General features: G+C 61.6%; 19 protein-coding genes. 11 read left to right on the forward strand and 8 right to left on the reverse strand.

Annotation, left to right across the window (positions count from 1 at the left end):
• Positions 1-195: 195 nt before the first annotated feature.
• Positions 196-618, forward strand: coding sequence for a Fur family transcriptional regulator (locus NW826_RS12020; RefSeq protein WP_414332551.1), 423 nt, complete (start codon positions 196-198; stop codon positions 616-618).
• 63 nt (positions 619-681) lie between these two features.
• Here the strand turns inward: NW826_RS12020 and NW826_RS12025 are convergent, their stop codons facing one another.
• The 3 genes from NW826_RS12025 to NW826_RS12035 all read right to left on the reverse strand — a co-directional run bounded on the left by NW826_RS12025 (position 682) and on the right by NW826_RS12035 (position 3954).
• Positions 682-2781, reverse strand: coding sequence for a thioredoxin domain-containing protein (locus NW826_RS12025; RefSeq protein ID WP_414510243.1), 2100 nt, complete (start codon positions 2779-2781; stop codon positions 682-684).
• 122 nt (positions 2782-2903) lie between these two features.
• The gene (locus tag NW826_RS12030; protein WP_414332547.1) at positions 2904-3407 is read right to left on the reverse strand and encodes a GNAT family N-acetyltransferase; all 504 of its coding nucleotides are present in this window, start codon (positions 3405-3407) and stop codon (positions 2904-2906) included.
• Between the two features lie 79 nt (positions 3408-3486).
• A complete protein-coding gene (locus NW826_RS12035) occupies positions 3487-3954 on the reverse strand; it encodes an SRPBCC family protein (protein ID WP_414510244.1) in 468 nt (155 codons plus the stop codon).
• Between the two features lie 286 nt (positions 3955-4240).
• On the opposite strand from NW826_RS12035, the gene NW826_RS12040 reads away from it, so the two are divergent.
• Positions 4241-5011: a DUF502 domain-containing protein gene (locus NW826_RS12040; RefSeq protein WP_414510245.1), complete on the forward strand. Its 771-nt coding sequence runs from the start codon at positions 4241-4243 to the stop codon at positions 5009-5011.
• Here the strand turns inward: NW826_RS12040 and NW826_RS12045 are convergent, their stop codons facing one another.
• Together NW826_RS12045 and aroA are read right to left on the reverse strand one after the other, a co-directional pair.
• The gene (locus tag NW826_RS12045; protein WP_414510275.1) at positions 5012-5341 is read right to left on the reverse strand and encodes a TIGR03792 family protein; all 330 of its coding nucleotides are present in this window, start codon (positions 5339-5341) and stop codon (positions 5012-5014) included.
• A 24-nt stretch (positions 5342-5365) separates the two neighbouring features.
• Positions 5366-6700, reverse strand: coding sequence for a 3-phosphoshikimate 1-carboxyvinyltransferase (gene aroA / locus NW826_RS12050; RefSeq protein WP_414427072.1), 1335 nt, complete (start codon positions 6698-6700; stop codon positions 5366-5368).
• A gap of 672 nt (positions 6701-7372) precedes the next feature.
• On the opposite strand from aroA, the gene NW826_RS12055 reads away from it, so the two are divergent.
• From NW826_RS12055 to NW826_RS12085, 7 genes are all read left to right on the forward strand, one after another.
• Positions 7373-7840 (forward strand): hypothetical protein, encoded by a 468-nt coding sequence (locus NW826_RS12055; protein WP_414510246.1) that lies wholly within the window; start codon positions 7373-7375, stop codon positions 7838-7840.
• 203 nt (positions 7841-8043) lie between these two features.
• Complete coding sequence (locus tag NW826_RS12060; RefSeq protein ID WP_414510247.1) at positions 8044-9036, forward strand: leishmanolysin-related zinc metalloendopeptidase; 993 nt, start codon at positions 8044-8046, stop codon at positions 9034-9036.
• A gap of 2 nt (positions 9037-9038) precedes the next feature.
• The gene (locus NW826_RS12065) at positions 9039-9422 is read left to right on the forward strand and encodes a hypothetical protein (protein ID WP_414332533.1); all 384 of its coding nucleotides are present in this window, start codon (positions 9039-9041) and stop codon (positions 9420-9422) included.
• A gap of 66 nt (positions 9423-9488) precedes the next feature.
• The gene (locus NW826_RS12070; RefSeq protein ID WP_414368083.1) at positions 9489-9824 is read left to right on the forward strand and encodes a hypothetical protein; all 336 of its coding nucleotides are present in this window, start codon (positions 9489-9491) and stop codon (positions 9822-9824) included.
• Positions 9824-10717 (forward strand): DMT family transporter, encoded by an 894-nt coding sequence (locus NW826_RS12075; protein ID WP_414510248.1) that lies wholly within the window; start codon positions 9824-9826, stop codon positions 10715-10717. Before NW826_RS12070 ends, NW826_RS12075 begins: the two co-directional genes overlap by 1 nt.
• Positions 10718-10721: 4 nt before the next feature.
• Complete coding sequence (locus NW826_RS12080) at positions 10722-11804, forward strand: glycosyl transferase (RefSeq protein WP_414510249.1); 1083 nt, start codon at positions 10722-10724, stop codon at positions 11802-11804.
• 30 nt (positions 11805-11834) lie between these two features.
• Positions 11835-13130, forward strand: coding sequence for a class I SAM-dependent methyltransferase (locus NW826_RS12085; protein ID WP_414510250.1), 1296 nt, complete (start codon positions 11835-11837; stop codon positions 13128-13130).
• A gap of 37 nt (positions 13131-13167) precedes the next feature.
• Here the strand turns inward: NW826_RS12085 and NW826_RS12090 are convergent, their stop codons facing one another.
• Positions 13168-13947 carry a hypothetical protein gene (locus tag NW826_RS12090; protein ID WP_414332523.1) on the reverse strand — a complete coding sequence of 260 codons (780 nt, stop codon included), beginning with the start codon at positions 13945-13947 and terminating at the stop codon, positions 13168-13170.
• A gap of 280 nt (positions 13948-14227) precedes the next feature.
• Between NW826_RS12090 and NW826_RS12095 the strand changes: the two genes are divergently transcribed.
• On the forward strand, positions 14228-15523 hold the full coding sequence (locus NW826_RS12095; protein WP_414510251.1) for an efflux RND transporter periplasmic adaptor subunit: 1296 nt from the start codon (positions 14228-14230) through the stop codon (positions 15521-15523).
• Between the two features lie 55 nt (positions 15524-15578).
• Positions 15579-18776, forward strand: coding sequence for an efflux RND transporter permease subunit (locus NW826_RS12100; RefSeq protein ID WP_414510252.1), 3198 nt, complete (start codon positions 15579-15581; stop codon positions 18774-18776).
• An 89-nt stretch (positions 18777-18865) separates the two neighbouring features.
• Here the strand turns inward: NW826_RS12100 and NW826_RS12105 are convergent, their stop codons facing one another.
• Both NW826_RS12105 and NW826_RS12110 read right to left on the reverse strand, forming a co-directional pair.
• Positions 18866-19102 carry a DUF2949 domain-containing protein gene (locus NW826_RS12105; RefSeq protein WP_414332517.1) on the reverse strand — a complete coding sequence of 79 codons (237 nt, stop codon included), beginning with the start codon at positions 19100-19102 and terminating at the stop codon, positions 18866-18868.
• Between the two features lie 213 nt (positions 19103-19315).
• On the reverse strand, positions 19316-20116 hold the full coding sequence (locus NW826_RS12110; protein WP_414510253.1) for a hypothetical protein: 801 nt from the start codon (positions 20114-20116) through the stop codon (positions 19316-19318).
• Position 20117: the final 1 nt, after the last annotated feature.

The raw sequence follows: 20117 nt of genomic DNA on the forward strand, positions 1-20117 counted from the left end.
TCTCCTCAACACCCCAGCGGTATTGTAGAAGGGATATCGTCAATAATTGACCCCACTTCTTCTGCACACTGCTTAGAGAGGTCTACGCCAGTGGAGATTTTGCAACAAATCTTCAGAAACTTCGACTTGCAAATGTTAGGCTAGTATAAATGAGCAACTGGCTATCTCAGACTCGGTATGACTTGAGGTTTGCCCATGCCTCGCCCTGTAGACTCTTTGGAAGCTGCTTTGGAGCGATGCCGAGAGTGCAATCTGCGCCTCAGCCGGCAGCGTCGTTATATTTTGGAACTGCTGTGGCAATGCGGCGAGCACCTTTCCGCTCGAGAGATCTATGATCGCCTCAATCGGCAGGGCAAGCCCATTGGCCACACATCCGTCTATCAAAATCTGGAGGCCCTGGCCAGCCACAACATTATCGAGTGCCTGGATCGCGCCGATGGGCGTCGCTACGGCAATCGTACCCATCCTCACAGCCATGTCAACTGCCTGGACAGCAACCGCATTTTGGACGTAGATGTGGAGCTGCCGCCGGAGCTGCTGGCCCAGGTGGAGCGGCAAACCGGCACCCGCATCCAGAGCTACCGCATCGAGTTTTTTGGGGTGGAGAACCAGAGCTAAGCCTTGGCGGTTTGGGTAGAGCAGAAGGGATCCCGGCTTGTTCTGGAGAAGGCTGAATCGCTGTCAGTAGGCTCGGTTCTGCCCTTTGCCGATCTGCGACTGGATTTGTTCCAGCGAGCTGGCCGGAGCCAGGCATTTGCTGCCCCAGCACACCAAGCCTAGCGCCCCTTCTGGCAGCGGCTCCGCTTCCGTGGGCAGGGCAAAGACGGTGGTGGGCCAAGTTCGCCGCTGAAAAGCAGGGATGTGCTCGGCCTCTAGGGTGACTTTCACCCAATTGCTGTACCAATCCAGCCCAGCAAACAAACTGGGGCAGGTGCGCGGCTGGGTGCTCATGATGTGAGCAAAGGTTTTCAGGGCCTGTTCTGCCCGTTCCAAGTAGTCCAGATCTCCGGTGATGGCGGCTAGGCGCACCAGGTTGGCAATGGCCACCCCATTGGCCGCGGGCGTGGCGTTGTCCTGAAACTCCTTCTCCCGCACCAACAGTTCAGGGGTGCTCTGGGCATCGCTGACAAAGTATCCCCCCCTGGCCGGATCCCACAGTTGCGCGTCCATCTCCTGCTGGAGCTGGAGGGCAGCCTGCAACCAATCTTGGGGGGTGGGATCCCTCACCAGCGGCAGGCTGACTTGGTGCAAGTCCAATAGGGCTTTGATCAACAGGGCATAATCTTCCGATTTAGCGGGTACTTGGGCTGTGCCGTCGTAGTTCAGGCGCAGCAGGGATCCCGTCTGGGGGTGGCGCTGCTGGCTGAGGATAAATTGGGCGGCTCGCAGGGCCAACTGCAGACAGTCCTCGTCGCCAAACACCTGGTAGGCCCGCGCCAGTCCAGAGATCATCAGGCCGTTCCAAGAGACGATCATCTTGGTGTCCGTGACAGGTGGGATCCGCCCCGGCCAAGAGCGTTGGCGGGCCGAGCGGGCATCTACCGCGGGTGGGAAGGGGGTTCTCCGCTCTGTGGAGCCGTAGCGGGCCCGAAACAGATGGGTGGTCAAGGCGGTCTCTACTTCCGGCGGCAGCTCTCCTCCCTGTTTGCGCTGCAAGACGATGCAGCCGGGCCGATCGGGGAAATTGGGCGACAGGTCAAACGCCTGCTGTAGGGCGCGGAAGGTTGCTTCATCCAGCAGATCCTGCAGCTCCTGCCAGCGCCAAACGTAGAACTCGCCCTCCTCCGGCTCCGTGTCCTCCGTCCGGGCAAAGCTGTCGGCATCCTGGGCGGCATAGAAATATCCGGCAGGGGCAGTCATCTCCCGCGCCACCCATTCCACCGTCAGGCGCACCGCCCGCTCGATAGCTGGATCCTGGATCCCGTGGGCCCACAGCTCAGACAGAAACTCCAAGATCTGCCCGTTGTCGTAGAGCATTTTTTCAAAGTGGGGCACCGTCCAGGTGGGATCCACGGTGTAGCGGTGAAACCCGCCGGCCACATGGTCGAAGATCCCTCCCAACACCAAGGCCATGCCCCGCTCCTTAGCCCGTTCCAGCGCCGTCGGCGAGCCGGGGATCCCTTCCGGTGGGTCGAAGCGGGCCGAGCGCAACACCAACTGGGCGTAGGGCATCATGGGGAACTGCTGCACCGCCCCGGCGTTGGCCAGCAAAGGCTGGATTTTGGGGATCCCGGAGCGGAGCAGGTCAGGGGGAAGGTGGTCTTCCGGCACCAGGTCGCTGAGGGTGGTCAGGGCCATCAAAATCTGGCCTTTCATCTCCTCGATTTTGTCTTTTTCCTGGCGGTAAAACTGGAGGATGCGCTGCAGCAAGGTCAAAAAACCCGGACGGCCAAAGCGGGGTTCCACCGGGAAATAGGTGCCCGCGTAAAACGGCACCAGATCATCGGGGGTGAGGAAGACATTGAGGGGCCACCCCCCCTGCCCGCTCATGAGCTGCAGCGCCTGCATGTAGATGCTGTCCAGATCGGGCCGCTCCTCGCGATCCACTTTGATGGGCAAAAAATGGGCATTAAGAAAGGCGGCGATCTCCGGGTTGGAGAAAGCCTCCCCCTCCATGACTGTGCACCAGTGGCAACTGGAATAGCCGATGGACAGAAAAATCGGCTTGTCCTCGGCCCGGGCTTTCTCCAGAGCCTCCGGGATCCAAGGCCACCAATCCACCGGGTTCTCGGCGTGCTTGCGCAGGTAAAGGCTGGAACACGTGGCGAGGCGATTGGCCATAGGTACACCCTCTCACCCTTTTTGCTTCAGGCTAGCGCGTCCTCTTCCCAAGGCCGAGCCAACCCACTGTTGTTCAAGATACACTCACCTACGCCTCTTCTTGCCCTGAGGCTCCCTGTTGGTCAGACCTGCTCCTGTTCGGCAGCCGGGATCAAAAACCCCAGCGGACGCCCGTGTAACACCAGAGTGGTGCTGGGATTTTCCACAAAACCAATTCGCTCGTAAAAGCCGCGCTGATGGGTGGTAAACAGGTAGATGCGCTCCACCGACTGCAGGTGGGGATGGCTGATCAGGGTTTCCACCAGCTTGCGCCCGATGCCCTGGCGGCGGTAGTCGTGATCAACCACAATGTCCCAGAGGACAGCCCGGTAAACCCCATCAGAGGTGGCGCGGCCAAAGCCGATCAGGCGCTCCCCGTCCCAGGCGCTGACCACCGGGTGGCTGTGGGCGATGGCCCGCTCCATCTCTTCCCGCCGGCGATTCTGGGCCCAAAAGGCGTTGCGGTTCAACAACAGCAGGAGCTGCTCCAGATCCAGATCGCCCCGCTCCAGGGAGAAGCGAATGTTGCGGTTGTCCACCGGTTGATGAGAAAGGGCGATGACAGGCTCAGGAGGGGGATCGGACATAGATTCAGACCTTGGCAGCAGCGAGAGTTAACAAGGAATCAAGGGGTCGTCGCAAAACGGAGAACAAACCTGGCTAGGGCTAGCTGGCCGGAGTATTGCTGGCGCTCGCTCCCGCCTGCTCTAGGGCATAGGCTTTGAAGCGCTCCAAGTCCGCCTGGATGGTGCTCTCCACAACTTTGCCCACAAACAGGCCATCCAAGATCTTGCCCAGGATCCCCGGGATCTTGTAGGCCACCGACAGCTTAACAATGGTACTGCCTTTGCGGTCGTAAAAGCGCAGTGCCCCGCGATTGGGCAAGCCTTCCACCGATTGCCAGCCGATGTGCTGGTGTTTCACCACCGTGTGGGTGCGGGAGATCCAACTGAAAGTAAGGCCGCGCGTATCCAGCGTCCACCGCGACAGCTCCTGATCCAGCAGCTCCACCGAGCGGATCCACTTCATCCAGCGCGGCATGAGGGCAAGGTTGGCCCACAGCTCCCACACCTGCTCGATGGGAACCGGCACCTCCACCTGACAGGTGTGCTCTAACCAATCTGACTCGGACATGGGGCCTCCCACGCAACATCCGGCAGAACTATCCCAGGGCTTGGCCACAGCGCCTCGGGACAGGCTCCCCGCTTTACAAAATTTTATATCGACCTAAGATAGCATTATCGGCCTCATGAAAGTTCGGGGCTCTGCACTTTCTGGCAGCCCGGTTGTTGGGTTCGAGCAAGTTGTAGCTGCCCCCATAGGGGCAAGGCAGAAGGCAGGTATGATGATTGCCATCTGCAAGCTTCACTTACGTCGGCTCGGTGCGTCCACTCATTTGACTTGATGGAACGACCTCACCATGGTTTCTCAATGGAAACAGCATCTTAAGAACTATTTCGTGGCGGGTTTGCTGGTGGTGATCCCTCTGGCAACCACGATTTGGCTAACGGTGGAGGTGGCCACCTGGAGCATCGGCTTTTTGACCAGCATTCCCAAGCAGTTTAATCCCATCCAGGGGCTGCACCCCATTTTGATCAACCTCATCGATCTGGCGGTGGGCTTGTTGACGCCGGTTGTGTTCATCCTGCTGATCGGCTTCATGGCCCGCAACATTGTCGGCCAGTGGCTGCTCAACCTGAGCGAGCAGTTGCTCCACGCCATCCCGGTGGCGGGGTTGGTCTACAAGACCCTGAAGCAATTGGTCAGCGTTTTGTTTGCCCCCAACAATCAGCGCTTTCGGCGGGTGGTGCTGGTGGAATATCCCCGGCCTGGGGCTTGGTCGCTGGCCTTTGTAACCGGCACCATTCAAACCCCAATCCGGCCGGATGGGCCGCAGCGCTCCCTCAGCCTGTTCGTGCCCACCACCCCTAACCCAACGACGGGCTGGTACGCCATCGTGCCGGAAGACCAGGTGGTGGAGGTGTTCATGCCGGTAGAGGACGCTTTCAAGATGCTCATCTCCGGTGGGATCGTGACCCCGGAAACTTTTGAGGCCGGGCTGCAACGGCGCGAAGGGGCCCTGGCCATGCCCAGCCTGCGGGAGTTGGTGGAACAAGAGCGGGCGGCGGCATCCGCTAGAGCCGACTCAATGGAACCCGAAGTGGGCTTTGAGAGCCAAAGGATCCCCTAATCAGGCTTGTCCTTCTCCCAATAGGTCGGGCTGCCAGAGCTGGTATTCTTTGGCCTGCTCCAGGCGTACATAAAAAGGCCGCATCTGCCGATCCAGCGTCTCCACTTGGTCGGGAGAAAAGGCTTTCCAGTCGGCGCGGCTGGCCCAGCGGAGGATGAGGTGAACAAGTTCGGGATCCTCTTGGTCCAGCCAGACTTCTTTGCCCAAAAAGCCCGGCTGTTGTCGCAGGGCAGGCCCCCAGATCCGCTCGTCTTCCTGAATGAAGGCCATCTGGCCGCCGGGAGGAACCCGGAAGCAGAGGTGTTCGATGGCGATGGGCTGGTCTGACATCGGCAAAAGTTGGCTCTTGGCTGGCTAGGACGCGGACGAAGGGTTGATCAGCCGCTGCAGGGTGGGGATGAAGTCGGGGTAGGAGATGCGGGCACAGTCGGCCCCTCGAAGGGTGGTGGATCCCTGGGCGGCCAGGGCGGCCACCATCAGGCTCATGGCGATGCGGTGATCGGCGTGGCTGTCCACCTCGGCCCCTTGCAACGGGATCCCGCCTTTGATTTCCAGGCCGTCGGGATACTCGGTGACCTGGGCCCCCATCCGGCTGAGTTCCTGGGCGATGGCCGCCAAGCGGTCGCTCTCTTTAACCCGCAATTCCGCCGCATCGCGAATGACCGTAGTCCCCTCGGCAAAAGCTGCCGCCACCGCCAAAACCGGGATCTCGTCGATTAGCGTGGGAATGAGATCGCCACCAATGCTGCAGCCCCGCAAGCGAGCCGAGCGCACCCGCAGATCCCCCAGGGGTTCACCCGCCATCTCTCGCCGGTTCTCCACTTGAATATCGGCCCCCATCTCCTGCAACACCTGCAGCACGCCGGTGCGGCTGGGGTTGAGGCCCACATCCTGCAGCAGCAACTCGCTCTCCGGCACAATCGAGGCGGCCACCAGCCAAAAGGCTGCTGAGCTGATGTCCCCCGGTACCTGCACCGTCTGGCCCACCAGGCGGGATCCTCCCACCACAGCCACGGTTTTCGCCTCGACATCGACGTGGATCTGGGCGCCAAAGGCCCGCAGCATCCGCTCCGAGTGGTCGCGGGAGAGGGCCGGCTCTGTAACTTGCGTGGTGCCTTCTGCCAAAAGGCCCGCCAGCAACAGACAGGACTTCACCTGGGCCGAGGCCACCGGCGAGTGGTAGTGAATTCCCTGCAGGGATCCCCCCTGCACCGCCAAGGGCGCCAAGGTGCCCCCCGCCCGCCCCCAGATGTTGGCTCCCATCTGCCGCAGCGGCTCCACCACCCGCCCCATGGGCCGTGAGCGCAGGGAGCGATCCCCAGTGACAGCAAAAAAGCGCCCCCGCTGGCCGGCCAGAATCCCTAGCATCAGGCGCAGGGTGGTGCCGGAATTGCCGGCGTCTAAGACATCTGTCGGCTCCTGCAGGCGATCCAAGCCCACCCCTTGAATGCGGACGCACTCGCTGTTGAGCTCGGGGATCCCAGCCCCTAGCGCCCGAAAACAGGCCGCCGTACTGCGAGGATCCTCCCCCAGCAGCAGCCCGTGAATGACGGTTTCCCCTTCCGCCAGGGATCCCAGCATCAGGGCGCGGTGGGAGATGGACTTATCGCCTGGAACCTTGATTTGGCCGCGCAGGCCACGGACTGGCGAAAGTGTCAGGAGGTCGGGAGAAGAGGCGGTGGTCAGCACAGGAGCCGTGACAGCAGATAAAGACAGGGGCAGTCTTGATCATACTCAGGCGTGGATCTGCACCGCTTTCGCCGGCGGTTGAACTCGGGGAAGACAGGCCGTCTTTTGACAGCAGCCCTTCTCGTCCTTGAGGATGAGCTTAACAACATGGATTCCTCGGTCGGGGCCTGGCCTCGGCCTTTTTTTGCCAGCCCTGATTTTGCAGATGTTATCTACGATATCTAGTGCCTAAAGCTTCCCAGCCACTCATTCTCCCACAATACGTAGGCAATCTCGGCTGGCGGAACATCCATTGGCTTCTGTCGCCCTTGCCTGTAGATTGTGACTGAGCGGCGGCCTGTGATCTTTTCGGGAAGGCTGTGATAGAGTCAATAGGAGTTGTGAACGAGCTTTCCCAGAAAGCGGTCTAACGGTCTCAGGGCTGGGTGGCCAGAAGGGAGAAAGCGATCCTGTAGTCTCGGTAACTCAACAACTTTGCAGAGCAAGGCAAATTACCTTTCCTTTTTGGTTGGTTAAAGTTTTTGTCAAGTAGGATCCTCAGTTGCCGGTCAGCCACAGCCGTGCCTAAAATTGCCGAGGACTGGTGTTTTTCTAGAGGGTCTGTAGATACTATTGATTTTGCCTTCCTTTGGCCTGTTCTTCGCCCATTGACCTTTCGAGACCGACTGCCCTATGACAGATACTCATCCTTGTGCCCCCTGTATTGTGGATACGGGAACTTTGGTAAATAAGCGGGATATTTACCGGCTGCTATCCGATTTGGGACGTGTCCGTTACTTCGACATCGTGGATGGCACGGTACGCAAGCAGGGGGAAGGCTGCGTGATGGATGTTTTTCAGGATCCCACCGCCGCCACGCTGGTGGTAAATGGCAGCCTTTACCTGAATGTGAATAGCTTTGACTACGCCTGTCTGCGGGATCCTGCTGCGGCGGAGGAGCTTGCTGACCTGGGTAAGGAGCGAGCGGGCGTGGTTATTGACTTGGTTCAGGACAGCCGCATCTTGCGCTTGGTCCCCCTGGTGGAGCCGCGGTCGGATCCCGCGGAAGTTTTGGGGGATAACCGGGCGTTGCAGGCGGCAGTGGACGTTTTGGCCGCAGGCTGGGGCATAGAGGAAAGTTCTTCTGACTCCCTAGAATAAAGGATTCTAACCCGAAGAATTAGGCCGCCCATCTCGTCCTGAAGTTGGCCGGCACAGTGTGATGCAGATCATTCTTGGGAGGCGGGTCGCAGCCGGTATGATCCACTTGACTCGGAGAGCTTTTCGAGTTTGGGGGTGGTGTGCAGGTTTTTTCAAGGCGACGGCAGCTTCTGGGCAGAGTAGGGGGTCTGTTCGGATTCCTGGTGGCTGTGCTTCTGGTACTGGCGCTCAAGGCTTGCGGGGGAAGTGGTGGTTCCTCTTCGGTAAGTGTCATTCCCGCTCCCACAACCGTCATTCCCACCTCTACTCCAACTGTCGTTCTCACCCCTACCCCGACTGTTTTCCCTTCGCCGACGGCTACCTCTGTTCCCCAGTTCGCGATTGACGTTCGTTTTCCCGACAACAGCCTCACTCCCAGCCAGCAAGCCATTGTCCGCAGCGCGGCCTTGAGGTGGCAGGAGATCATCGTCGGGGATCAGCCGGATCTACGGCCCACCAACATCCGGGCCGGCGAGTGTGCCGCGGGGTTTCCCAGCACAGCGCTCAATTTCCCTATCGACGATCTATTGGTGGAGGTGCGGGCAAGAGACCTGGGCGACGAGCGGATTTTGGGGGGAGCAGCTCCCTGTTTTGTGCGGGCCTCCAATGGCCTGCCTTTCTACTCTGTGGTTGTGTTCAACAGCCAAAACCTCTCGGCTTTGGAAGAGCGAGGCGACCTGCCCATTACTGCCCTGCACGAGTTGGGCCATGCGCTTGGCTTTTTGCCCAGCGTCTGGGATCCCAAGGGGCTGACGGTGGGCTTGGTGGGGCGGGATCAGCCGACGCCGCCGGGCTATGACCCCCGCTTTATTGGCCCGCGGGCGGTTGCCGCTTTTACCACGTTGGGGGGGAATACCCCTTCTGTTCCCTTAGAGAACCAGCTTGGGGAGGGATCCCGCGATTCCCACTGGCGGGAGAGCGTCTTGGGTCGGGAGCTGATGACCACCCGCCTCGACCGGGGGGTGCCCAATCCCTTAAGCATCCTTACGGTGGGAGCGATGGCAGATATCGGCTACGCGGTGAACCCGGCGGCAGCCGATGGCTTTGAGCTGGGGCGCAGCCGGCCCATCTCGGAACCCCTGGAGCTGCAGGAGCTGGAGCTGGCCCTACCGCTGCGGCGCTTCGATGCCACAGGCAGACCGGTGGGGGATCCCTGAGGTTGAAAAAAGCATATCTACCTATAGCCAAGCTGCCCGTTCTTAACAATAATGAGTGGCCAGTTGCAGAACGTTACGACATCGGCAAAATGGGCATTCTCAAAAAGCTGTTCGGCGGTCTTTTTTCCTTCTTTGGCATTCTCTTCGGCGGTCTGGTGGATTTTGTAACTGGGCCTTTTCGCTCGGCGCCTGGACAATCCGCTCCAAGCCAGTCGGCAACTTCCTCTAACTCTGCGGCAACGGCTGCGCCTGCCAAGCCCAAAGTGGTGGTCGAAAGGCCCTTTGTGCCCAACGAGATCCCGGCTCCGCGTCCTAACCGTCGCCCTGGCCCAGCTCTAGATCTGTTCCGCGCCATGGCCCAAGAGATCCCGTCGGCGCGGGCCTAGCTTGCCCTACTTTTGGGGAGCAGCTCGTAAGATGGAGATGGCCCTGTATTCTGGAGACTGCTCCCTATGTCGGATCTTTCTTTCTCAGAACAAGAACGGCTAAAACAGCTTGAGCGCGAACTGGAGCAGGCGGCTGCGGCCTCTGGGGCGCTGAGCTCGTCTCAGGGGAAAAATGCCGTTCGCACTTGGGCTGAGTGGGGGCGTCCACTGCTGACGGTTTTGGCCATTTTGGGCTGTATCTTGCTGGTGGGGCTGGTCTTCCGGGTTTTCACCACTGTTCTCAAGTGGGCGGTGGTGGCGGGTCTGGGCTACCTGCTCTACGTCTGGGTGGTGGCGCCGCGGCTGGGCCTTCCCACCGGAGCGAGGCCAAAGGCAGAAGACAGGGATCTGGACAGCTTTTGATGCGCAGGGATCCCTGGCGGGCCCGCGCCTACCTGGCGGCGGCTATCTTGGGCTGGGCCACAGCGGCCAGCGCCTTTAAGTTCGGGTTGCAGCACCTCTCACCGACGGTCTTGCTGATTTTTTCGGCGTGCAGCTCCTGCCTGATCTTGGGGATTGTTCTAGTGATTACAGGTCGGGCAAATCTTGTCCGCCAACAGAAGGGATCCCAAATTGGCCTGTCGGCGCTGCAGGGGCTGCTCAACCCGTTTGGCTACTACGGGGTGCTCTTCCAAGCCTATGATCGCCTCTCGGCCCAGGCGGCACTGGCTTTAAATTACACCTGGCCGCTGCTGCTGGCTCTCTTGGCGGTGCCGCTGTTGGGGGAGCGCCTGCGCGGGCGGCTGCTGCTGGCTTTGGGAACGAGCCTGGTGGGGGTGGTGCTGGTGGCCACGGGGGGCTCCTGGGGCACCCTGCAAGTGGAGGATCCCTGGGGAGTGGGACTGGCGGTGGGCAGCGCCGCTATTTGGGCCCTCTACTGGCTGCTCAATGTGCGGGATGGACGGGATGCCGTGCTGAAGTTGTTCCTGGGGTTTGTCTTCGGCAGCGGCTATTGCCTGGCGCTATTGCCGTTGCAGGAGCTGAGGTGGACTCTAGCAGGGCTGGGCTGGGCGGCCTACATCGGCTTGGCGGAGATGGGCCTGACTTTTGTGTTCTGGCTGCGGGCGCTGGAGCTGGCGGACGAGCGCGGATCCCTGGCCAATTGGGTCTATGTCACGCCATTCCTGTCGCTGGGGTTGATCGCGGTGCTGTTGCAGGAGCCGATCGCGCCAGGATCGCTGCTGGGCCTGGGCCTCATCTTGGCCAGCAACCTCTGGGGATCCCGGCAGGAAAAGTCTCAGCCTGTGCTTTCCTAAGGCTATGGCGGTGAATCCAGTTCCTCTCTATGTGGCGGCAACGGCCCACGGGTTTGGACACGTCACCCGGCTGACGGCGGTGGTGAACACTTTGCGGCGGCGGGAGCCGCAGATCCTGCCCATTTGGGTGACGCCGGCTCCCGCTTGGCTGCTGGAGCGCTACGGGGAAGGGGAGTTTCTGCATCGGCCCCGCGCTTTGGACGTGGGGGTGGTGCAGCCGGATGGGCTGCAGGCGGATCTGCCGGCGACGTTGGCGGCCCTGCGGGCGTTCCAAGCGGGGTCTGCCGACCTCATCCGAGAAGAGGCGGAGTTCATCCGCAGCCAGGGGGTGCCGTTGCTGCTAGGGGATGTGCCCCCCATTGCCGCCGCCATTGCCGAGGCCGCCGGGATCCCCTGCTGGATGGCCAGCAACTTCGGCTGGGACTTTATCTATCAAGAGTACGGCCCCCAGTTTCAGCCCTTTGTAAGCTGGATCCGCGAGCTGTACGGGCGCTGCCAGCGGCTGTTTCGCCTGCCCTTTGCTGAGCCTATGGGCGCCTTTCCCCACCAGGAACCCGTGGGGTTGACGGGGTCGGATCCCCGCTACTTGGCTGAGGAGGTGGCCCAGCGCCTAGGGCTGGAGCGGGAGCGGCCCACGGTTTTGTTGACCTTTGGCGGGCTGGGGCTGCAGGGCTTGCCCTACGAGCGGCTTTTGGATTTTCCCGACTGGCAGTTTCTCACCTTCGACCCCAAGGCTCCCCCTCTGCCTAACCTGCAGATTCTGGACGGGCGGAGGTGGCGCCCGGTGGATGTCATGCCCCTCTGCCGCTGGGTAGTGTCCAAGCCGGGCTATGGCACCCTAGCGGAGGCGCTGCGCTGTGGGATCCCCATGGCCTGTGTCAACCGTTCCAGCTTTGCCGAGTCGCCCCTCTTGGTGGAGGGATTGCGGCGCTACGGTTGGCATCGTATCCTCTCGCCGGAAGAGTTCTTTGCGGGATCCTGGGACTTCTTGCGGGATCCCCCTCACCCACCCCAGGCGTCGGAGGAGCTGGATCGCAAGGGCAATGAGGCCATTGCCGACGCTATTGCGGCGTTCCTGAGGCAGTAGCATAGGGAGCAGCTTCCTGGAGTGGATCCCATGGCCGGCAGCACAACCGAGTCTTTGCGGCAACTCTACGAGGAACTGCCCTATCCCAACGTACCTGTTGAGGCGTCGGGCCGCAGCGCCATCGGTAGTCTGTACCGCCTGAGCTGGACGACGGCCCAATACGCCCGTACCCGCGCCATCCTGCCCAGCGAGGGGATCGCCATCCTCAACGTCGGCTGTGGCTCCGGCTGGGAGACCTTGATCTTGGCGGAGGCCAACCCAGGGGCGCGGCTGGTGGCCTGCGACCTCTCGCCGGCGTCGGTGCAGGCAACGGAGCGGCGCCTGCGCTACCACGGCTTTGGGGAGGTGGAGCTGCATGTCCTCAACCTGTTGGAGATTGAACAACTGGGGCAGCAGTTTGACTTCATCAGCCTCAACGACGTGCTCTATTTGCTTGAGGATCCCGTGGCGGGCTTGAAGGCGCTTAAGCGGGTGCTCAAGCCGGACGGGATCTTGCGGGCCAACCTACACCACGCCTACCAGCGGCAGGTGATCTTCCGCCTGCAGGAGGCGTTTCGGCTGCTGGGCCTGTTTGAGCTGCCCACCCCCGAAGCCTGCCGGCGGGTGCGGGAGTTCATGGCCAGCCTGGCCTCTGACGAGCTGCGGGCTGCCCTACACTGGGATCCCCAGATCTACAGCGACGACACCAACATCCGCGCCAACTACCTCTTACCCGGCGACAAAGGGTTTTTGATCCCGGATCTGATGCGCATGCTTCAAGAGGCGGAGCTGGGCTTGGTTTGCCTAGTGGACTACGCCGACTGGGATCCGACGCTGCTCTTCAAAGACAGGGCCATGCCGGCTTGGCTGCAGGCGGAGCTGGACAAGCTTTCCCCTGCCGAGCAAAACCACTTCTACGAGCTAATCTACCCCAACCACCGCCTAATCGACTTTTGGGCGGAGCACCCCGGCTCTTCCTTGGTCTTGCCCTGGAGCGACGCCGACTGGCTGGAGGGCAGGGTGCAGCTCAACCCCACCCTGATGGACAACGCCGAGTTTCGCCACAACTTTGCCCAGGCCCACGACAAGAAGCTGGAGTTTGCCATGAACTGGCCGGGGGCCAGCCGTGGGCGCCTGACCATACCAGCCCCCCAGATGGCCTGGCTGGGATCCCTGTTGCAGGGGCCAGTGGCGGTGGCCGGCCTGATCGAGCAGGCGGCCCAAGCCCATCGGATCGACCAGGAAGCGGCCCAGGAGCAGGTGCTCACCTACCTGGCAGGGCTGGAGTCGTTTCTGTTTGTGATGTTGGATCCCAGCCCAGCTTCTCTTGCCGAAGAAGGGATTTGAAATGGCGGCAATCTTGGGCCTGCAGGGGAGAGGATCCCTAGCGGTCCACCAGGCGCAGCTCAAAGGTAAGAATGTTGGCGGCCAAAATCTCCAAAGCTCCCCCCTCGATGAGGTCGCGGGTGAGGGCAGCCCCGGAGCCACTTTGTTGGATCAATTCTCGGCTGCGGCGCACTGTCTCTTGGCGCTGGGGATCGTCCACGACCACCTGCCGCTGGTTGGAGAGGCTAAGGCGGTAGTAGTGGGGCAGCTCGCCACGGGTGGCGTCAATGGCCAGGTTGGTTTCTTCAGGAGCAACGCGGAAGGGGGCACGGGCGGTGAGCAGCGCCACCTGGATATCCTGATCCCGCCCGTCCAGGCCCTGGAGCTCGGAGATGTCGATCTGGAAGCGGAGGGTGTCGCGGTCGCGGCTGAGGCGCTCTGCCCGCACCTGGTTAAAGCCGACGGCAAACTCCCGCTCCGGCTCGCCAAACCGCTGGATGGTGGACTGCAAGACCGATTCTTCGTTGAGGGGGGTAACCCGGATGAGGTAGTCCCAGTTCTGGACAAAGGCATACTCATTGGGCCCGACGCGGACATTGGGATCCACCAGGTTGGCAGTGGGGCCAGGGCTGCCGGCCCGGCTGAGGGCCACCAGGTACCAATAGTTGGGGCTGATGGGCAAGCCCATGGTCATGCGCACTTCCAATACTGGCCGCGCCCAAGCAGCAACCGCCGTGAAGGCTGTGATGGCTGCTGCTCCGAGGCAGCTCCACAGCCAGTGCTGAGGACGACAGTCGAGCTGCAGTGGGCGAAACCAGGTTACGGCTACAGTCCTCATATCAACTTCCTCAACTGCAGCGACTTGCCTTCGCGTCAGGTAACAAAAGATCCGATGCTTGCGCAACAAGTTTAGAACCGTCTGGCCAAAGATGGCCGTTGTCCGGCGAGCTGGGGCTCTGGACGCTAAGCTGGGCTTTTGGCTAAGCATACACCTTAGTTCTGGGTTGGGAAGGATGGCAAGCGCTTTTGCACAGGTGCAGGAAGGCACAGGCTCATTACCTTGGTTAGTTGAGCCAATGCAGAGAGGGGATGCCTCTGTTGTGGGAGCAGTTGTAATCATGAGGCGATTGCGAACAGCTCTGCCGCTGTTGTGTTTTTCTTTGCTGCTGGCTGCCTGTCGAGCGGGGGGGCCCCCTCGCGGCATGGAAGGCCGAGGAAGTGGACAAAGCCAGCCCACCCCGGTGGCCATCGGCGCCGTGGAAGAACGGCCCATTCAGGAGACTGCGGAGTTCATCGCCAGCCTCGGATCCCAGCAGGTGGCAAGCATCCGGCCCCAGGTGAGCGGCCAGGTAACCCAGGTGTTCGTGCGGCTGGGATCCCAGGTCTCTGCCGGGGCGCCCCTGTTTGCGATCGACAGCCGGCAGCAACAGGCGGCGGTGGCCGGCCAAACGGCGGGGATCGCGGCGGCCCAGGCCAACCTGGAGAGCAGCCGAGCCGTGCTCAGCCAGTTGCGGGCGGAGCGGCTGCGGCTGGAGGCGGCGGCAGAGTTCGCCCAGGAGCAGCACGAGCGCAACCTGCGCCTCTTGGCCGAGGGGGCTATTAGCCAGGCGCAAGCGGATCAGTCCAGCCGGGATCTGCGCCAGGCGGAGGCAGCCTTGGCGGCCCAGCAGGAGCAGATCCGGGCCCAAGAGGCGGCCATCTTGCGGGCAGAGCGAGAGGTGGAGCGGGCCCGGGCCGAGGCGGAGCGGCAGCAGGTGCAACTGCAGTTTTTCCAGGTCACGGCTCCCTTTGCCGGCATTGTCGGCGAGGTGTTGGTGCGGCAGGGGGATTATGTGACACCCCAGACGGTTTTGACCACCCTGACCCAAACCCAGGCGCTGGAGCTGAACCTGAACATCCCGCTGCAGCAGGCCCCCCGCCTGCGCATCGGCACGCCGGTGCAGATCCTAGATAGCAGCGGCGAGGTCATCGGCAGCAGCCAAGTCTCTTTCATTGCGCCTGAAGCGGATCCCGGCACGCAGTCGGTCCTGGCCAAGGCCTTGCTGGAGAACCCCGCCGGCCAGTTGCGTAACGCCCAGTTTGTGCGAACCCGCATCGTCTGGGAGGAGCGGCCAGCTTTGTTGGTGCCGGTGACGGCGGTAGCCCGTCTGGGCGCCCAAACCTTTGTCTACACGGTGCAGACTGCAGATCCTGCAGAAGAGGGGCAGCCCCCTGGAGCGGTGGCGGTGCAAAAGCCGGTGCGGCTGGGATCCATCCACGGCAACAGCTACGAGGTGGTGGAGGGGCTGCAGGCCAATGAGCCGATTGTGCTGAGCGGCCTGCAAAAAATCCGCGATGGCGCCCCCATCGTCGATGAGGTGCTTTTGCAGCAGAGGAGGCAAGGAGGAGGGAGACCACCTGGATCCCCGCCCTAGATCTCCCCTCTTGAGCTCGGCCACTCCCTTCTACTCCTCATGCGGATCCCTGTCTATGTTTGTTGACTTTTTCATTCGCCGCCCTGTCTTTGCCAGCGTCTGCTCCATCCTAATCGTGCTGGTGGGAGCGGTGAGCATCCCCCTGTTGCCGGTGGACTACTACCCGCAGGTGGCGCCGCCGGCAGTGACGGTGACCGCTGTTTACCCCGGGGCCGATGCCGAGACGGTGGAGACGGCGGTGACGAATGTGCTGGAGCAGGAGATCAACGGCGTCGAGGGCATCCGGTACATCTCCTCGGTCAGCAGCAGCAACGGCACCAGCCAGATCACCGTCACCTTCAGCCCGGATCGGGATCTGGACACAGCAGCTGTGGATGTGCAGAACCGGGTGGCACGCGTGCAGGCGCGGCTGCCGGCAGAAGTGATTCAAAACGGCCTCAGCGTGGAAAAGGCGGGCGATAGCGCTTTTGTGCAGGTGGTGGCGCTGCGCTCAGAGGCGGGGGAATACGACGAGCTGTTTGTGAGCAACTACGCCGAGCTGTTCGTGCGGGATGCCCTGCGGCGCATCCGTGGCGTTAGCGATGTCATCGTCTTTGGGGAGCGCACCTATGCCATGCGCATCTGGCTGGATCCGACGCGGCTGGCCGGCTACGGGCTGACGGCGCTGGATGTGGTGAACGCGGTGCGCCAGCAGAATATCCAGGTGCCTGCCGGCCAAATCGGCAGCCAGCCCAGCCTGCCGGATCAGGAGTTTCAGATCAGCGTCCAGGCCACGGGTCGGCTTTCCCAGCCGGAGGAGTTTGCCCAAATTGTCCTCAAAGCCAGCCCAAATGGCGGCTTGGTGCGCATTGCCGACGTGGGCCGGGTGGAGCTGGGAGCCCGAAGTTACGATACGTTCTTCCGCATCGGCGGCCAGGAGGCGGTGGGGATCGCCATCACCAAGCAGCCGGATGCCAACGCCCTCGAGGTGTCGCGGCAGGTGCGGCAGACGTTGGCCGAGCTGGCGAAAAATTTCCCGCCCGGCTTGATCTACGAGATCGCCTTCGACGCCACGCTGTTCATCACCGAGTCGGTACAAGAGGTGATCTTCACCCTGCTCCAGGCTATCGTCCTGGTGGTGCTGGTGCTGTTTATCTTTTTGCAAGATTGGCGCATCACCCTTATCCCTACCGTCACGATCCCGGTGGCGCTGCTGGGGACGTTCGCCTTTGTGCGCCTATTCGGCTTTTCCATCAACACCCTGACCATGTTTGGCCTCACTTTGGCCACCGGTTTGGTGGTGGACGACACCATCGTGGTGGTGGAGAACATCTCCCGCTACATCCGCGACCGCGGCATGCGGCCTCTGCAGGGGGCCTCGGCGGGGATGAACGAGGTGCTGGGGGCGGTGATTGCCACGACGCTGGTGCTGCTGGGCTTGTTTGCGCCGATCGCGTTCTTTCCCGGCACCAGTGGCCGCATCTACCAGCAGTTTGCCGTCACCATTGCCGTATCGGTTTCCCTGTCTACGTTTAATGCCATTACCCTGGCCCCGGCGTTGTCGGCGCTGCTGATCCGCCCACGTTCTGAGCAGATGTTTTGGCTGTTGCGCTGGTTTGACCGGGCGGTGGAAGGGATCCGCGCCGCCTATCGCCGGCTGCTGGAGCTGGTGGTGAAGCTGCGGCTGGTGGTGGTGGCGGGGTTTGTCGCCTGTCTGGGCCTCACCTATTGGCTGTTCCAGATCGTGCCAACGGGGTTTGTGCCGGATGAGGATCAGGGCTTTTTCATCACCATTGTGCAGGGGCCGCCGGGGGTTTCGCTCAACTACACCGACCGGGTCATCCGGCAGGCCAGCGCCATTTTGGACGGGATCCCGGAAATCGAAAACCAGGTGATCGTGGGGGGGTTCAGCTTTACTGGGCCCTCGCCGGGGAACGGGTTGATCTTCGCCACCCTCAAGCCCTGGGACAAGCGGCGGCGACCGGAACAATCGGCGCAGGCGATTGTCAACCGGCTGTTCGGGCCCTTTTTGGGCGGGATCAGCCGCTCGTTGGTGATCCCGATTTTGCCGCCAGCCATTCCCGATCTGGGAAACACGGGCGGGTTTACCTTCCAACTCCAGGATCGGGGGGTGAACGATTTCAACCTGCTGCAGCAGACGGCCAACGCCTTTTTCTTTGTGGGCAACTCGCCGCCCCCGCCGGGCCAGCCCCCCCTGGGCGTGCGGATTAATCCGCCCACCTTCAACGCCAACTCCCCCCGGTTGCAGGTCAAGGTGGATCGGGACATAGCGCAGGTTCTGGGGATCCCGCTGGCCGAGGTCTTCGGCACGCTACAGACGCTGCTGGGAGGCACCTATGTCAACGACTTTGACCTGTTCAACCGCAATTACCGGGTCTACGTCCAGGCGGACCAGGCTTTCCGGAGCAGCCCCGAACGTATTGGCCAGTTCTACGTGCGCGGTGGGCAGGGGCAGCTCTTGCCCTTGAGCACGTTGGTTCAGGTGGAGGAGACCACCGGCCCGGCGCTCATCAATCATTTCAACCTCTTCCGCTCGGCGGAGATCCAGGGCAGCCCGCTGCCGGGCTTCAGCTCGGGCCAGGCCATTCGGGCTATGGAAAGTCTGGCTGCCCGCTTGCTGCCCCAGGGGTTTGGCTTCGAGTGGTCGGGCCTGTCCTTAGAAGAGATCGAGTCGGGGGGGCAGGCGCCGCTGATCTTTGCTTTGGGGTCGGTGTTCGTCTTCCTGGTGCTGGCGGCCCAATTTGAGAGCTATGTGGATCCCTTGATCATTCTGCTGGCGGTGCCGCTGGCGGTTTTGGGGGCGCTCTCGGCCCAACTGCTGCGGGGCCTGGCCAACGACATCTTTTGCCAAGTGGGGCTGGTGATGTTGATCGGTCTGGCCAGCAAGAACTCGATCTTGATCGTGGAGTTTGCCAACCAACTGGTTGCCCAAGGGATCCCACTGGCCAAGGCCGCGATCCAGGCGGCGGAGACGCGTTTCCGCGCCATCCTCATGACGGCTTTGAGCACGATCCTGGGCATTTTCCCGCTGGCGGTGGCCAGTGGCGCCGGGGCTGCCAGCCGCCAATCTCTGGGCACGGCTGTTATCGGCGGTATGTTCGTCTCAACCCTACTCAGCCTGCTGGTGGTGCCGGTGCTGTATGTCGTCCTCAAAGGGATCCAAGCCCGGCTGTTGGGGGGAGCGACTGTGGATCTGGCGCATCTGCCGCCGCCAGAGGATCCCAAAGGTCTGCTGCCGGAAGAATCGACTTGACTGCAGGGCAAGACCTATGCTTGTGGATTCCAGCTTCTTCCAGGGACACAGAGGGATAGCGCAGAACCTTGGGGCTCTTGCCCCTTTTCTCAGCCGAGGGCCTCATCTCGGAGCAGCTCGGCGCCGCTAGATACTCTCTCCCAGAACTGGGCCAAGTGTTGCAGGCCCACGAACCCCAACTGCCAGAGGATCAAAGCCAGGGGGCCGTGCTGCTGCCGCTGGATCTTCAGGGCCAAGGCCAGTTGTTTGGGCTTGAGGAGCTGTTGCTGCTCGGCAAAGCGGCAGAACTGCCGATCCCATTGGCTGAGGGCTTGTAAATCCGGCATGGTCGGTTCCATAGGCTTGGCTGGACAAGAAACGCATGGATTGAACGTCAGGGGTCGGGATCTCTGCAGGAATCTTGAGGATCTTTTTGTGGATCCCTTTCAATGGATTTCTTCCAGGGTAAGCGCTCCCCTCAGCTCTCCCCAAGGCGGGTCAGGGCAGAGGGCACTGAGCTTTGCCGCAGAGCTGGCTTACAGGTGCTGTTGGGATAACCCCTAGCTCCAGGGATCGTCCTCGAAGGGGCTGTCCTGCCAGTAACCGCCCGACTGGGGTGGAGGAGACTGTTGGGGTGGTGGGTAGACGATGGGAGTAGAGGGCGGCGGTGTGGGGATGGGAGTCGGCTTTTCCATATCCTCAAGCCGCGGCAGGTCGGCAGGCTTGGGTTCGACACCGAGGTTTCTCAGCTTGGCTTGCGTTTCTTGCACCTGAGCATTGAGCTCTTCTAGGTAGGCGCGATAGTGGTTGGCGGCTTCTAGATACTGCTTGGCTTTCTTTTCGTTTTCGTGGACAACCGCCTCCAGCTCTTTGGTACGAACGGTGTAGTCGGCCTCTTGGTTGGTGAGGTTTTCGATGGCCTGGTTGAGCACAGCCCGCCGGCGCTCCAGTTGGGCCACGATCTCCGACAGTTGCCGTTCCCGCTCGCTGAGGCTGCGCTCGCGGTTTTGGGTTTGTTCCAGTTGAAAGCTGGCTTGGCTCAGCTGCTCTCGCAAGTACATCACTTGCGGCTCTGTCTCGTTGCGCTCCTGCTGCAACTCAAAGACCCGTGCTTCCAGGTTATCTTTTTCCTGCTGCAAAACTTCCCGCTCATGCAAAAGACGGGTGTAGAGCTGGTTGAGGAAGTCCACCTCCATCACCACCTGGCTGAGCTGGGTGGCGTATTCCCCAACCAAAGCCAACTCCCGCGCGAGGTTTTGGGTTTCGCTGGTGGCTTGCTCGGTGAAAAACTGGGGAAGTTGGGTGGTTTCTCTGAGGCGTTGGGTGAACTGTTTGAAGCGGAAGGAAAAGTTGCTCGCCATT

It is taken from the genome of Synechococcus sp. OH20 (genome assembly GCF_047502685.1).
Classification (GTDB): Bacteria; Cyanobacteriota; Cyanobacteriia; order Thermostichales; family Thermostichaceae; genus Thermostichus.

What these genes read in the sequence shown, in the direction of transcription:
- NW826_RS12020 (WP_414332551.1), top strand. Translation starts at nt 196, where the DNA reads ATGCCTCGCCCTGTAGACTCTTTGGAAGCTGCTTTGGAGCGATGCCGA.
- NW826_RS12025 (WP_414510243.1), bottom strand. Translation starts at nt 2,781, where the DNA reads ATGGCCAATCGCCTCGCCACGTGTTCCAGCCTTTACCTGCGCAAGCAC.
- NW826_RS12030 (WP_414332547.1), bottom strand. Translation starts at nt 3,407, where the DNA reads ATGTCCGATCCCCCTCCTGAGCCTGTCATCGCCCTTTCTCATCAACCG.
- NW826_RS12035 (WP_414510244.1), bottom strand. Translation starts at nt 3,954, where the DNA reads ATGTCCGAGTCAGATTGGTTAGAGCACACCTGTCAGGTGGAGGTGCCG.
- NW826_RS12040 (WP_414510245.1), top strand. Translation starts at nt 4,241, where the DNA reads ATGGTTTCTCAATGGAAACAGCATCTTAAGAACTATTTCGTGGCGGGT.
- NW826_RS12045 (WP_414510275.1), bottom strand. Translation starts at nt 5,341, where the DNA reads ATGTCAGACCAGCCCATCGCCATCGAACACCTCTGCTTCCGGGTTCCT.
- NW826_RS12055 (WP_414510246.1), top strand. Translation starts at nt 7,373, where the DNA reads ATGACAGATACTCATCCTTGTGCCCCCTGTATTGTGGATACGGGAACT.
- NW826_RS12070 (WP_414368083.1), top strand. Translation starts at nt 9,489, where the DNA reads ATGTCGGATCTTTCTTTCTCAGAACAAGAACGGCTAAAACAGCTTGAG.
- NW826_RS12075 (WP_414510248.1), top strand. Translation starts at nt 9,824, where the DNA reads ATGCGCAGGGATCCCTGGCGGGCCCGCGCCTACCTGGCGGCGGCTATC.
- NW826_RS12080 (WP_414510249.1), top strand. Translation starts at nt 10,722, where the DNA reads ATGGCGGTGAATCCAGTTCCTCTCTATGTGGCGGCAACGGCCCACGGG.
- NW826_RS12085 (WP_414510250.1), top strand. Translation starts at nt 11,835, where the DNA reads ATGGCCGGCAGCACAACCGAGTCTTTGCGGCAACTCTACGAGGAACTG.
- NW826_RS12090 (WP_414332523.1), bottom strand. Translation starts at nt 13,947, where the DNA reads ATGAGGACTGTAGCCGTAACCTGGTTTCGCCCACTGCAGCTCGACTGT.
- NW826_RS12095 (WP_414510251.1), top strand. Translation starts at nt 14,228, where the DNA reads ATGAGGCGATTGCGAACAGCTCTGCCGCTGTTGTGTTTTTCTTTGCTG.
- NW826_RS12100 (WP_414510252.1), top strand. Translation starts at nt 15,579, where the DNA reads ATGTTTGTTGACTTTTTCATTCGCCGCCCTGTCTTTGCCAGCGTCTGC.
- NW826_RS12105 (WP_414332517.1), bottom strand. Translation starts at nt 19,102, where the DNA reads ATGCCGGATTTACAAGCCCTCAGCCAATGGGATCGGCAGTTCTGCCGC.
- NW826_RS12110 (WP_414510253.1), bottom strand. Translation starts at nt 20,116, where the DNA reads ATGGCGAGCAACTTTTCCTTCCGCTTCAAACAGTTCACCCAACGCCTC.